11 protein-coding genes and 1 pseudogene are annotated in these 13,534 nt (G+C 64.7%); 9 read left to right on the top strand and 3 right to left on the bottom strand.

Going from position 1 to position 13,534, the window contains the following annotated elements; all coding sequences use genetic code 11:
* From Q0X68_RS02905 to rny, 3 genes and pseudogenes are all read left to right on the top strand, one after another.
* Nucleotides 1–566 (top strand): annotated as a pseudogene (locus tag Q0X68_RS02905) (DNA recombination/repair protein RecA); the annotation flags it as partial.
* Nucleotides 550–1,038, top strand: a complete 489-nt coding sequence (locus Q0X68_RS02900) for a regulatory protein RecX (protein ID WP_297747294.1) — start codon at nt 550–552, stop codon at nt 1,036–1,038. The pseudogene Q0X68_RS02905 and the gene Q0X68_RS02900, both read left to right, overlap by 17 nt.
* Before the next feature lie 12 nt (nt 1,039–1,050).
* The gene (gene rny / locus Q0X68_RS02895) at nt 1,051–2,412 is read left to right on the top strand and encodes a ribonuclease Y (RefSeq protein WP_297747291.1); all 1,362 of its coding nucleotides are present in this window, start codon (nt 1,051–1,053) and stop codon (nt 2,410–2,412) included.
* A gap of 6 nt (nt 2,413–2,418) precedes the next feature.
* On the opposite strand, the gene Q0X68_RS02890 is transcribed toward rny, so the two are convergent.
* Nucleotides 2,419–3,300, bottom strand: coding sequence for an aldose epimerase (locus Q0X68_RS02890; protein ID WP_297747288.1), 882 nt, complete (start codon nt 3,298–3,300; stop codon nt 2,419–2,421).
* Nucleotides 3,301–3,348: 48 nt separating this feature from the next.
* Nucleotides 3,349–4,866 (bottom strand): sialidase family protein, encoded by a 1,518-nt coding sequence (locus Q0X68_RS02885; protein ID WP_297747284.1) that lies wholly within the window; start codon nt 4,864–4,866, stop codon nt 3,349–3,351.
* 105 nt (nt 4,867–4,971) lie between these two features.
* Between Q0X68_RS02885 and miaB the strand changes: the two genes are divergently transcribed.
* Nucleotides 4,972–6,438, top strand: coding sequence for a tRNA (N6-isopentenyl adenosine(37)-C2)-methylthiotransferase MiaB (gene miaB, locus Q0X68_RS02880; RefSeq protein WP_297747281.1), 1,467 nt, complete (start codon nt 4,972–4,974; stop codon nt 6,436–6,438).
* 82 nt (nt 6,439–6,520) lie between these two features.
* Here the strand turns inward: miaB and Q0X68_RS02875 are convergent, their stop codons facing one another.
* Complete coding sequence (locus Q0X68_RS02875) at nt 6,521–6,712, bottom strand: antitoxin (RefSeq protein ID WP_297747278.1); 192 nt, start codon at nt 6,710–6,712, stop codon at nt 6,521–6,523.
* A 95-nt stretch (nt 6,713–6,807) separates the two neighbouring features.
* On the opposite strand from Q0X68_RS02875, the gene miaA reads away from it, so the two are divergent.
* The 5 genes from miaA (at nt 6,808) to Q0X68_RS02850 (ending at nt 13,533) form a co-directional block, all read left to right on the top strand.
* Nucleotides 6,808–7,737, top strand: a complete 930-nt coding sequence (gene miaA, locus Q0X68_RS02870) for a tRNA (adenosine(37)-N6)-dimethylallyltransferase MiaA (protein ID WP_297747275.1) — start codon at nt 6,808–6,810, stop codon at nt 7,735–7,737.
* Between the two features lie 10 nt (nt 7,738–7,747).
* A complete protein-coding gene (gene dapF, locus Q0X68_RS02865) occupies nt 7,748–8,560 on the top strand; it encodes a diaminopimelate epimerase (RefSeq protein WP_297747272.1) in 813 nt (270 codons plus the stop codon).
* Between the two features lie 69 nt (nt 8,561–8,629).
* Nucleotides 8,630–10,015, top strand: coding sequence for a GTPase HflX (hflX, locus tag Q0X68_RS02860; protein ID WP_297747269.1), 1,386 nt, complete (start codon nt 8,630–8,632; stop codon nt 10,013–10,015).
* Nucleotides 10,008–11,933, top strand: coding sequence for an ATP-dependent DNA helicase (locus Q0X68_RS02855; RefSeq protein WP_297747266.1), 1,926 nt, complete (start codon nt 10,008–10,010; stop codon nt 11,931–11,933). The genes hflX and Q0X68_RS02855 overlap by 8 nt, the downstream gene beginning before the upstream one ends.
* A 67-nt stretch (nt 11,934–12,000) precedes the next feature.
* Nucleotides 12,001–13,533: a Re/Si-specific NAD(P)(+) transhydrogenase subunit alpha gene (locus Q0X68_RS02850; RefSeq protein WP_297747263.1), complete on the top strand. Its 1,533-nt coding sequence runs from the start codon at nt 12,001–12,003 to the stop codon at nt 13,531–13,533.
* Nucleotide 13,534 lies beyond the last annotated feature (1 nt).

Genomic DNA, 13,534 nt, shown 5'->3' with positions numbered 1-13,534 from the left:
ATTCGCACGTTGGCCTTCAGGCCCGACTCATGAGCCAGGCGCTGCGCAAGATGACGGGCGCACTCAAGAATGCCCACACCACAGCTATCTTCATTAACCAGTTGCGGGAAAAGATCGGTGTCATGTTCGGCAACCCTGAAACCACCACAGGTGGCCGGGCGCTCAAGTTCTATTCGTCGGTGCGCCTCGACGTGCGCCGCATTGAGACGCTGAAAGACGGCACTGAGATGGTGGGCAACCGCACCCGCGTGAAGGTGGTTAAGAACAAGGTGGCTCCGCCGTTCAAGCAGGCCGAATTCGACATCATGTATGGCCAAGGCATCTCCCGTGAGGGTTCTCTGCTTGATATGGGGGTCGATGCGGGCATCGTGCGTAAGGCTGGCGCTTGGTTCACCTATGAATCCGATCAGCTTGGCCAGGGCAAGGAAAACGCCCGTAACTTCCTGAAGGAACACCCCGACGTGGCCGAAGAACTGGAGCGTCGTATCCGCCTCCACCTCGGCATCGATGGCTCCGAGGACGTGCCGGAGGGTGTCGATCCGGAAACAGGTGAAGTCGATTTCTGACATCGAGTTCGCACGCAAGATCGCCCTCGACCTGCTGAGCATTCGGCCTCGTTCTGAGGCCGAGCTGCGCACAGCGTTGGCCAAACGCAACGTGCCAGACGAACTCATCGACGAACTGTGCGGGCGCTTCACCGAGGTGGGCTTGCTTGACGACGCGCAGTTCGCGTCGATGCTGGTGGCGAGCCGCTCGTCGTTCTCCCACCATGGCAAGCGCCGCATTCGTCAAGAGCTGCGGAACAAGGGCGTGCCCGACGAGCATGCCCAGGCTGCTTTGGACGAGATTGACGATGACGCCGAGCTTGACGCAGCCCGTGCGGTTGCGCAGCGGAAGTTGCGCAGCTTGTCTGGGCTCGAACCCCATGTGGCCAAGCGTCGTTTGGCCGGAGCACTCGCTCGACGGGGTTTCGGGCCGGGCGCTGTGATGCAGGTGACGAATGAGACGCTGGTAGATTTGTACGACGAAGAATGGTGAGGAGGACCGTGCATGGATTGGCTGCCGTGGATCGTCGCGGTGGCGGCGCTCATAGCTGTGGTGGTCGTCCTCGTTCGGCAGAATCGATCCATCCAATCCCAGTCCCAGCCAGAACCTGATCGCCGAGGCGAGGAGCTCGCCGAAGCGCGACTCCAGCTTGAGGCTGAGCGAACGCGGTGGACCGACGAACGTTCGGCGGCGCGCCAAGCACTCGACGACGAGCGAGCCCAGCTTCGAGCAGAACGGGAGCGCATTGCTGGCCTCACCTGTCAAGAGGCGAAGCAAGAGATCATCGACGACGTTCTGCAGCGTGCGAAGCTCACGGCACTGCGCGAGGCGCGAGTGATCGAACAGCAGGCTAGGCGAGAAGCTGAGCAGAAGGCGCGCATGGTCGTCGTCGGCGCAATTCAGCGCGTTGCCGTCGAACAGACCGCAGAAACGGTGGTCACGTCGATCAGGCTTCCTTCCGAAGATATGAAGGGGCGCATCATCGGCAAGGAAGGCCGCAACATTCGGGCGTTTGAGCAAGCTACTGGTGCCAACCTGCTCATCGACGAAGGTCAGTCTGTCACCATCAGCTGCTTCGATCCCGTCCGACGTGAAACCGCGCGCCTGGCGCTGGCGTCGCTGATTGAAGACGGCACTATCCATCCGGCGCGGGTGGAGCACGCGGTGTCCAAAGCGAAGCGCAGCATGGAGCAGCGTATGCGAGACATGGCTGAGCGCGCGTTGGCTGAGGTGGGCATCGCTGACCTCGACCCCGAGTTGCTGCCATACCTTGGCACGCTCGCTTTCCGCACGAGTTACGGCCAGAACGTCCTCGATCACCTGGTGGAATGCGCGCACCTCGCTGGCACGATGGCGTCGGAATTGGGGCTCGACATTGCGCGCTGCAAGCGCACCGCGTTCCTGCACGACATCGGCAAGGCCCTCACGCATGAACGAGAAGGATCGCATGCCCTGATCGGGGCCGAGCTGCTGAGAACCCATGGGGAGGGCGACGACATCGTGCATGCCGTCGAAGCCCACCATGGAGAAGTAGAACCTCGCACGGTCGAAGCGCTCCTCACCCAAGCTGCTGACGCCATTTCCGGGTCGCGGCCTGGCGCCCGGCGAGAGTCGCTCGAGGCCTACCTTGAGCGCATGCATGCGCTCGAGCGCATCGCTACCGTGAAGCCCGGCGTCGCCAAGGCATTCGCGATGCAGTCTGGTCACGAGGTGCGGGTGCTCGTCCACCCCGAAGAGGTCGACGATGCCGCAGCCCAGGTGCTGGCGCATGACATTGCGCAAGAGATCGAAGAGGCGCTCACATATCCAGGCCTCATTCACGTCACTGTCGTGCGTGAATCACGCGCCAGCGCGACAGCACACTGACCAGGGTTATCCCTGCACCCGGATGCCCCACGTTCCGCTGGCTTCGTCGCCTGGCTCGAGGCGGAGTGTGTCGTCGTGGGTGATGCCCTCGTTGAAGGCGTCGGGGCCGCACGTCATGGGTTCGATGGCGATGGCGGGGAGGTCGGGGTGGGTGAACACCTGAATCCACGGGTGGTGTTCGTCGCCCCACAGCGAGACGGTGCGCCCGCAGCCTTCCACCGCCACTTCCCACCCGGTGGGCGCCGCGGTGAAGGCGGTGTCGAATGTTGCATCACCAAGTGGGCGAGCAGTGCGGAAGTCGTGCTCGGGGGAGAGCTCGCCGAGTTCCGTCGGCAGCAGGCGCTCGTCGACGTAGAGTTCTTGCTCAAACGGAGAGGTGAGCACCACCTCGGCAAGGTCGTCGAAGCGGAAATAGACGTGCGATCCGTAGCCGAACGGAAATGCCACGGAGCCGACGTTCTTCGCGCGCCACGTGACTTGGAGGCCCTCGTCGACCACCTCGAAGCGGCTCTCCACCTGGCAGATGCCCGGCCAGCCGACCTGCGGGTAGACGGTGGCGCTCAGGGTGACGTGCTCGTCGGTGCGTTCAACCAGGCGCCACTCCAGCGCATATGCCAATCCGTGCAGGGCGCATGCGCGCTCCGGTTCATTGATCGGCAGCTGGAGGGCCTCGCCATCGAACGTGTAACGCCCATCACGCACGCGGTTGGGCCAAGGCGCTAGCGACGTCCCGAACCAGGGCTTGAACGGTTCGCCTTCCGGAAGCGACTGCAGCACTTCCGCACCTTGCCAAGTGAGGCTTTGAAGAGTGGCCCCCACTTCGCCGATGACTGCGGCGAAATCTCCCTTGGCGATGCGGTACTGCGTTCCTGTCGGCGAGATGCTCATGTGGAGCAGCCTATCGGCCCATGCGCATTGCCGGGAGCCTGGTGCGCATCATCGCAGAGCAATCTGGCTGATGGCAATCGTTGGCGACTCCTCGCCGCTCCACCGCGGGCGCTCAGCCGGATTGAGGCGCGACGTGACACGCACCGCCTGCACCTCGCCACCGTCGAGCGCCAGCCAATCGACGTCGCCCAGCCGCCAGCCATGCTCGAGTGTGCCTGCGACGTGCCAACCGCCGTCTTGACGTTCTACCTCGACCTCGGCGTTTTGCCATTCGCCGGGGCGCAGGGCGACGCCCACCTCGCGCACCGCGAGTGGGTGAGCAAAGCGCAGCGTGGCGCAGAGCTCCGTCTGGTCGTCAGCGCCCATGAGCGCTGTCGCGAGCCGGAGCTTGCCGTCGAACAGGCGTTCGGGCGCTGCCGGCCCTTCCGTTGGTTCGGGGGCATTCGTCTCGAGTGCGGCCCGGCCGTCGAGCACCATCGAGAGCAGATCGATGCTTCCTTCCAGCTGTGCCTCGTCGCGCACGGTGGCGTCGATCGTTGCGATTGGCATGCGGATGCCGACGAGCTGACGCGACGCGTAGTCGTTGACGACCACAAGCGGTGTGCCGTCGGTCAGCAACGTGAGCGCGGGATTGGCCTGGTCGTTATTGAGCGCGTCCCATACGGGAAGCGGCGCCACATCGGTCCATGGTGCGAGCGGATCGGAGATGATGCCGACGCAGGTGACACGTCGATCTCCGTAGCGCCCGGAAACGTCCCCCCAAGCCACCAGCAGACGCCCGTCGGGAAGAGGCTGAGCGGCGGCCGATGACTGCATAATGCTGGTGGGCTCGGGGCCTTCCCACGTTGCTCCATCGTCGTGTGATCGGAACAGCAGCGACGGTGTTCCGGCCTTCGCCGGGCGCAACCAGGCGATGAGCACCCCGTCCATGAGTGTCAACGTGACCTCGTTCGTGGCCACGCCCAACGTGTCGAAGACGTACTGCTCGGAGGCGGGGAACGACTCCCCGCCGTCCAACGACCGGGAGATACCCGACCACGTGCGGCCATACACCGGCGCGACGAGTGTGCCGTTGGTCGTCTCCATGACCTGGCCGTGCGAGGCCAGCCAACCCGGGCGCGAGTTTTCCAGCCGGGTCGGCATGGTCCAGTTGTAGCCGCCGTCGTCGCTCGACATGACACGCACTCCTGCGGCCTCGATCTCGCCCAGCTCCGGCTCTGTCCGCGTGAAGAAGATGAGGTGCACACCCCCGGTGGGGCCGACGCTCACCATCGGATCGCGGTCGTCATGATCGGAATCCCAGATAGTGACGGGCTCGCTCCACGTCGCCCCGTCGTCGGTGGAGCGCACAAGTTGAATGATGCCCGTCGGATCAACGTGCTCTTTCCCCTGCCGAGCGACGACGAGCAACGTGCCGTCGGGCAAGCGGCAAGCCCCGGGGAAGTGGAACCGACGACGCTCTGGCGCCTCGGCGATGGCAAGGTCTGCGCTCAAGGAGTTGCGTTGCGCGGTGACGCTCGTTGCGCCTGCGAGAGAGGGAAACTGGCGAAGTTGTGGTGAGGTCATGGCGTTCGTCCTTCCCGTGTGCCGTGCGTACCAGAGTAGCTGGGCTTGATGCGCCCCCGACGCGGTTGGGTGTGGCCGCGCTCAGCCAGGTACCCTGGTGCGGTTATGACTGAGCGCAGCTACCACGTAATCACCTACGGGTGCCAGATGAACGTGCACGACTCCGAACGCATCAGCGGCCTCCTCGAGGACGCGGGCATGGTGCGCGCCGAGGGCGAGGGCCCCTCGGCTGGGGCGGATGTCGTCGTGTTCAACACCTGCGCGGTGCGCGAGAACGCGGACAACCGGCTCTACGGCAACCTCGGGCACATGGCGCGAGTCAAGGAGCAGCACCCCGGCATGCAGATCGCGGTGGGCGGATGCATGGCCCAAAAAGACCGCGACACCATCGTGAAGCGAGCGCCGTGGGTGGACGTCGTGTTCGGTACGCACAACGTCGGTTCGCTGCCGACGCTGTTGGAGCGCGCCCGTGTGGAACAACAGGCGCAGGTAGAGATCAAGGAAGCGCTGGAGACGTTCCCGTCGAATCTGCCGAGCAAGCGCGAATCGCCGTACTCGGGGTGGGTGTCCATCTCGGTGGGCTGCAACAACACCTGCACCTTCTGCATCGTCCCGCAGCTGCGCGGCAAGGAGACCGACCGTCGACCCGGCGACATCCTCGCCGAGATCCGCATGCTCGTCGACGAGGGTGTCCAGGAGATCACCTTGCTCGGCCAAAACGTGAACGCCTACGGCGTCGAATTCGGCGACCGCCAGGCCTTCGCGAAGCTGCTGCGCGCCTGTGGGGAGATCGACGGGTTGGAGCGCGTGCGGTTCACGTCGCCCCATCCCAAGGATTTCACCGACGACGTGATCGCGGCCATGGCGGAAACGCCCAACGTGATGCCGAGCCTGCACATGCCGTTGCAGTCTGGATCGGATGCCATCTTGAAGTCCATGCGGCGCTCGTACCGTTCGAAGCGGTTCCTCGACATCCTCGCGAACGTGCGCGATGCGATTCCGCATGCGGCGATCACCACCGACATCATCGTGGGCTTCCCTGGCGAAACTGACGAGGACTTTGAAGACACGCTGCGCGTGGTGGAGCAGTCGCGGTTCTCGGCGGCGTTCACGTTCCAGTACTCGATCCGTCCGGGCACACCGGCGGGCGAGATGGAGAACCAGGTGCCGAAGCCCGTCGTGCAGGAGCGTTACGAGCGCCTCGTGCAGCTCGTCGACCAGATTGCGTGGGAGGAGAACCGCAAGCTGGAGGGCACCGACGTCGAGGTCATGTTCGCAGTGGGCGAAGGGCGCAAGGACGGCGAGACGCAGCGCATGAGCGGACGCGCGCGCGACAACCGACTGGTGCACGTGGCGGTGAGCGATGATCCAGCCGAGCGCCCGCGCCCCGGCGACATCGCGACAGCGCGCATCACCTACGCCGCGCCGCATCACCTGAACTCCGACGAGCCCATCCGCGATCTGCGTCGCACTCGCGGTGGCGACGCATGGCAGCTACGTGAGGAAGGCCCTGCCCGCCCGACGGGGGTGGGCCTGGGCATGCCCACACTACGGCCGAAGGCCGGAACCTAACCTGTACCCACAAGTAGCGTGTAGTCAGGAGGCCCCGGCCTTCGGGTGAGCGTCTACGTTGCGGGGCTCAGCCCGCACCGGTTCACTTGTTGTCGTTCTTGCCGCCGAGCTTGTCGAGCTGGTCGTTGGCGAAGTCTTGCGCCTTGTCGACCTTGTCGGCGTATTTGCTGTCGGTCTTCTCGTCGACGAAGTCGCCAGCCTTTTCGACGCCCTCGCGAAGCTTGTCTGGATCCTGGCCAGCAACCTTGTTCTTAATGTCGTCGAACATTCCCATGTCGCTTCCTTTCACAATTCGTGGAGTGATATCCAGATCAGTGCTGAAAGCGAATCCATACCAACCTGGTGCTTCCATGGTGACACACTTGGCCTATGACTCAACCCGTGATTGTCCTGATTGGCCCGACCGCCAGCGGCAAGTCCGCGCTCGCCGTCGACGTCGCGGTGCAGCTGCGAGCCGCCGGGATTCTCACGGAGATCGTGAACGCGGATTCCATGCTCGTCTACCGTGGAATGAACATCGGCACCGCCAAGCCGACGCATGAGGAGCGCCAGGGCATTGCGCATCATCTGATCGACATTATGGAGGTCACTGAGCAGGCATCGGTGGCGGAGTTCCAGGTGCAGGCTCGAGCCGTGATAGCGGACATTCGGAACCGAGGCGGCGTACCGATCGTCGTGGGCGGATCGCCGCTGTACACCCGCGCCATCACCGATGCATTCCATTTCCCGGGGTCCGACGAACAGGTGCGTGTGAAGTGGGAAGCGGAGCTTGCCCGCGTGGGAGCGCCAGCGTTGCATGAGCGGTTGCGCGAGGTGGCGCCGTCGTCTGCAGAGAACATTGAGCCGGGCAATGGGCGGCGCATCGTGCGCGCGCTCGAGATTCACGAACTTACGGGCGGTCACACACCGACGTTGCCGCAATGGACGTACGAGCTAGAAGGGGTCCAACAGTACGGGCTCGACCTGCCGCGTGACGTGCTCGACGCTCGGATCGATGCTCGTGTTGACGGTATGTGGGAGGCGGGGCTCGTCGACGAGGTGCGCGCGCTGCTCGATGTGGGCCTGAGAGAAGGCCGGACAGCGCTGCGCGCCATCGGGTACCGGCAAGTGGTGCAGATGCTCGACGGGGAACTCACCGAGGACGAGGCGAAGGACGCCGTGAAGCGAGCCACGAGGAAGTTCTTCCGGAAACAGCTGGGCTGGTACCGCAGGGATCCTCGCATACGCTGGTTGGTGGCAGGCGACGACAGCAACGTGTCGACGATTACCGCAGATGTCGCCCAAGCGCTGCAGGCATGAAGGAGCCAGGATGGGTATTCATTTCCGTAAAGGACACGGCACGCACAACGACTTCGTGCTGCTCAAAGACCCGGGTGGCATGCGAGAGATGACGCCTGAGCTCGTTCGCGCCTTGGCGGACCGGCGGGGAGGCATCGGCGGCGACGGCGTGATCCGCGCGGTGCGCGCCGGGCTCGTCGAGGGCTGGGAAGGCGACCCGGACCTGTGGTTCATGGACTACTGGAATGCCGACGGCACCCTCGCAGAGATGTGCGGCAACGGGCTTCGCGTGTTCGCCGAATTCCTGCGCAGTGAACAGATGCTGAACGAACGAGAATTCGACGTGGCCACGCGCGCCGGAGTGAAGCACGCGCGGTTCGTGGCTGGCGGCGTCGCGGTGAGTGTCGGGCGTGCGGCGATAGGCGATGATACGGCACGGGTCACCGTCGGTGATGTGACCTTCGACGCCGTGCCGGTCAACGTCGGCAATCCCCACGCCGTGGCGTTCATCGGCGACGAGGACCTCGCTGCTCTCGACCTGCACACACCGCCCGTGGTGGAACCAAGCAGCCTCTTTCCAGACGGCGTGAACGTCGAGTTTGTGCGCGTCGATGGCTCAGGCGAGCTCGCCATGCGGGTGCACGAGCGCGGGGTCGGCGAAACCATGAGCTGCGGTACGGGCGTCGTCGCTGCGGCGGCCGCGTACCGTTCGCGCTTCGGTGTCGACGGGCCAGTGCAAGTGACCGTGCCAGGCGGACAACTGCTCGTTGAGTTCAATGGCGATGAGGCAGTACTCACGGGCCCGGCGGTGATCGTCGCAAGTGGTGATTTTCACGAGCACTGAGCCGGGTTTTCCACAGGTTCGTCGCGCCCACTTGGAGCTGTCAGTGGTGGCTGAGAGAATATGCCAATCATGACGACCAACGACGACTTCTCCTACGACGGCGCCCAAGAAGATCTTGCGGATCGCCATGCGCTCAGGCGCGTGGCTGGCATGTCCACCGAGCTGGGCGACATCTCCGAGGTCGAGTATCGCCAGCTGCGGCTCGAGCGAGTGGTGCTCGTGAGTGTGTGGACGTCCGGCACACAAGCCGACGCCGACAACGCCATGGCCGAGCTGAAGCTGCTCAGCGAAACCGCGGGCTCCCAGGTGCTCGACGCGCTCGTCCAGCGCCGCTCTACGCCTGACCCGGCCACCTACGTCGGTAGCGGCAAAGTGGCCGAGATTCGCGAGGTGGTGCAGGCCACAGGGGCAGACACGGTGATTTGCGACGGCGAACTCGAGGCGGCCCAGCTACGTAACCTGGAAGACCGCATCGGGGTCAAGGTCGTCGATCGTACCGGGCTGATCCTCGACATCTTCGCGCAACACGCGAAATCTGCGGAAGGCAAGGCCCAAGTCGAGATGGCCCAGCTGGGGTATCTGAAGCAGCGGCTGCGCGGTTGGGGTGGCAACTTGTCGCGCCAGGCCGGTGGGCGCGCGGCGGGCGGCGCGGGTATCGGCGGCCGAGGCCCGGGCGAAACCCGGATCGAGACGGACCGTCGGCGCATCGGCGTGCGCATCGCCCAACTGCGTCGCAAGCTGAACGAGATGGAGCAGCAGCGCGAATCGAAGCGAGCCGAACGTAAACGCAACGCTGTGCCCAGCGTCGCCATCGTCGGATACACCAACGCTGGAAAATCGTCGCTGCTCAACCGCATCACCGGCGCCGGCGTACTCGTCGAAAATGCCCTGTTCGCCACACTCGATCCCACGACGCGACGCTCCCAAACCGACGACGGACGTGTGTTCACGCTGACGGACACCGTCGGGTTCGTGCGGCACTTGCCACACGACCTGGTGGAGGCGTTCCGTTCCACGCTGGAGGAATCCGTCGATGCAGATCTGCTGTTGCACGTCGTCGACGCCTCTGACCCCGCGCCTGAGGGCCAGATCGACGCGGTGCGCACGGTGCTGAATGAGATCGGTGCGAGTTCGGTGCCCGAACAACTCGTGTTCAACAAAGCTGACCGCGCGGATGCAACCACTCTCATGATGTTGCGTGCCAACTATCCGGACGCAGTTGTCACGTCGGCCCGCACCGGCAGCGGCATCGACGAGTTGCGCGATGTGATCGCCGAACGTCTGCCGAAGCCGGAAGTGCCCGTCGACGTGGTGGTGCCGTACTCGCGAGGCGATCTCGTCGACCGCGTGCACAAGGAGGCCCTCATCCACAGCATCGAGCACGTCGAGCAGGGCACGCACATCGTCGGGTTCGCGAAGCCCGACCTCGCCGATGAGCTGATGCGCCATGGTTAGCTCCCTCGACGTTCTGGAGGCCGCCGTCGAGAGCTTCGGCGGGCAGACGCGTGCTGGGCAGCAAGAGATGGTCGAAGCGGTGGGCGCCGCTCTCGACACTCAGGAGCATCTGCTCGTGCAGGCAGGCACGGGTACGGGTAAGTCGCTCGGCTACCTGATACCTGCGCTGCACCGTGCGGCTGAGAAGGGAGAGCGCATCGTCGTCGCGACGGCCACCCTCGCCCTCCAAGCCCAGCTGGCAACGAAGGACATTCCGACGGCGCTCGTCGCCATGGAGCGCACCACGGGCGAACGCCCGCGCACCGCCATCCTGAAAGGGCGCACCAATTACGCGTGTCTGTACCGAGCGCGCGACGGTGTGCAACCAGAGCAGTCGGCGCTACTGGGCTCGGAGACGGTGCAGGTGAGCGACACGGGTTCCGAGGTGCTGCGGCTGCGTGAGTGGGTGGAGGAGCAGGTGGAATCCGGCGGGCTGGCTGACCGCGACGACGCTCCCGCGCACACCCCGCTCGCGTGGCAGCAGGTCTCTATCCCCACCCGCGAATGCTTAGGCGCTTCGTGCCCATTCATCGACGAGTGCCGGGTTGAGCTGTCGCGCGAGCAGGCCCGTGAAGCCGACCTGGTAGTCACCAACCACGCACTCCTGGCCATCAACGCGATGCACAGTGGTACTGCGCTGCCCGAGCACGACGCAGTCATCATCGACGAGGCGCACGAGCTGGTGAGCCGGATCACCAACGCCGCCACCGACGAGCTCACCCCGGGCATCATCGAACGCGCCGCGAAGCGCGCGCTCGACCATGTCAACGACGATCTAGGTGCTGGTTTCCTCGAAGTTGCCGACGAATTCCGAGAGGCCCTCGCCGACGCTGACGTGGGGCGCGTACTCGATGCCAACCTGGAGATCACGCGTGCCGCCGCGCTGGTTCGCGACGTCGCACGCAAGGTGGCCACGGCCATCGGCACTGCGAAGGACGACGCCGAGAAATCTCAGGTGTTGGGCGCTGTGCGCGAGATCTACGACATCGCCGGCCGCATCGCCACCCTCGCCGACGCCGACGTGGTGTGGGTTGCAGAATCCGAAGTGATGGGGCGAGCGGTGTTCGTCGCGCCGCTCAATGTCGCTGGCTTGCTACGTGAACACGTGTTTGGGGAAACGACGACGGTGCTGACGTCGGCGACGCTCTCGCTCGGCGGCAACTTCGACTCAGTGGCGCGTTCGGTCGGCTTGATTCCCTCGGATTTGCAGTGGAAAGGCATCGACGTCGGTTCACCGTTCGACTACGGAACACAGGGCATCTTGTACGTGGCGAAGTCGCTGCCCAAACCCGACCGCGACGGTATGTCCGAGGCCATGAAAGAGCAGATCGCGGAACTCGTCTGGGCGGCAGGTGGGAGAACCCTCGGGCTCTTTGCCTCCCGGCGTTCGGCGGAGCAGGCCGCGGATCACGTGCGCAAGGCGCTGCCGTCGTTTACGGTGTTGTGCCAGGGCGACGCGCAGTTGTCAGAACTCACCCGCCGATTCATTGACGACCCAGAGACGAGCCTGTTCGGCACGCTGTCGCTGTGGCAAGGCGTGGACGTGCCGGGGGAGACGTGTCAGCTGGTCATCATCGAGAAGATTCCCTTCCCCCGTCCAGACGATCCGCTCATGCAGGCGAGGCAGAAGGCGGTGAGCGACGCCGGTGGCAACGGGTTCATGTCGGTGGCCGCCACGCACGCGGCCTTGCTGCTGGCGCAGGGTGCCGGTCGCTTGATCCGTCGCTCGTCAGATCGGGGTGTGGTGGCTGTACTCGACTCGCGGCTCGCCACCGCTCGCTACGGATCATTCCTTTTGCGCTCGATGCCAGAGTTTTGGATCACCAACGACGTGGAGGTGGCATCCGACGCGCTGCGCCGCCTGCGGGGCGCACCATGAGTAGTTGATACCGCGTCAATCCTGCCCCGGTGTCAGCGCGAGTGAGCTCGTCGGTACGGTAAGAGCCATGGATATTGGTGTACCAAAGGAACTGGGTGACGCGCGCGTAGCGGCAACACCGAAATCCGTGGAAGGCCTCCGAAAGCTCGGTTACAACGTGCTCGTCGAATCGGGTGCGGGGCAGCTGGCATCATTCGAGGATCACGCATACCTCGACGCCGGCGCCTCGATCGTCGACGAAGCCTGGCACTGCGACATCGTCGTCGCCGTGAATGCGCCCACGCCGGAGCAGATCAGCCAGATGCGGCCAGGTGCAGTGCTCATCACCTTCCTCGGCCCCCGTCAAGACATCACGCTCACCGAGCAACTTGCGGCAGCTGGCCTGACCGCGCTAAGCATGGACATGGTGCCGCGCACCTCGCGTGCCCAGGCCCTGGATGCGCTCAGTTCGCTCGCGAACATCTCCGGCTACCGCGCCGTGATCGAGGCGGCACATGCCTTCGGCAGGTTCTTCACCGGACAGGTGACCGCGGCAGGCAAGGTGCCGCCCGCGAAGGTGCTCGTCGCGGGCACCGGCGTCGCCGGCCTGGCTGCCATTGGCGCCGCCAACTCGCTGGGCGCCATCGTGCGGGCCACCGACGTTCGCCCGGAAACGGCTGAGCAGGTCGAATCCATGGGGGCCGAATTCCTACACGTCGCCGCCGACCAGGGTGTGAGCTCCGACGGCTACGCCAAGGAAGCGAGCGCTGACTACGCCGCACGCGCCGCAGAACTCTATGCCCAGCAAGCCGCCGAGGTGGACATCATCATCACGACGGCCGCCATCCCGGGTAAGCCTTCGCCGAGGCTTATCACCGCCGACATGGTGGCGTCGATGAAGCCGGGCTCAGTGATCGTCGACCTGGCGGCGCTCGGCGGTGGCAACTGCGAACTCACCCGCAGAGGTGAGAGCTACGTCACTGACGGCGGCGTCACCATCATCGGGTACACCGACATGGCATCCCGGTTGCCTGGGCAGGCGTCGCAGCTCTACGCCACGAACCTCGTCAACGCCCTGCAGCTCATGACGCCGGGCAAGGACGGGCAGATCGTGATCGATTTCGACGATGAAGTCGTTCGCACCATGACCGTCGCTCGCGATGGGGAAGTCACGTTCCCACCGCCGCCCATTCAAGTTTCTGCTGCGCCCCAGCCCGCGGCGCAGCCACCCGCGGTGGAGCCGGAAGCGCCGGCCGCGCCGTCGAAGCCGCCCAAACCGTGGTGGATGCCCGTCGCAGTGGTAGGGCTCGGGTCTGCCGCGATGATCGCGCTGCTCACCATCGCGCCCAGCTCGTTCGTCACCCTGTTCGGTGTGTTCGCGTTGGCGTGCATCGTCGGCTACTACGTCGTCTGGAACGTCACGCACGCGCTGCACACGCCACTGATGAGCGTCACCAACGCGGTGTCCGGCATCATCATCGTGGGTGCAATGACACAGCTCGCACACGACAACATTGCGGTGAAAGTCATTGCCTTCATCGCAGTGCTTATCGCATCGATCAACGTGTTCGGCGGCTTCACCGTCACCCACCGAATGCTGAACATGTTTAGGAAGGGCTGAC

Origin of the sequence: uncultured Tessaracoccus sp. (assembly GCF_947286155.1) — a bacterium.
Taxonomy (GTDB): Bacteria; Actinomycetota; Actinomycetes; order Propionibacteriales; family Propionibacteriaceae; genus Arachnia.
This window is presented reverse-complemented; position numbering and strand designations above follow the sequence as displayed.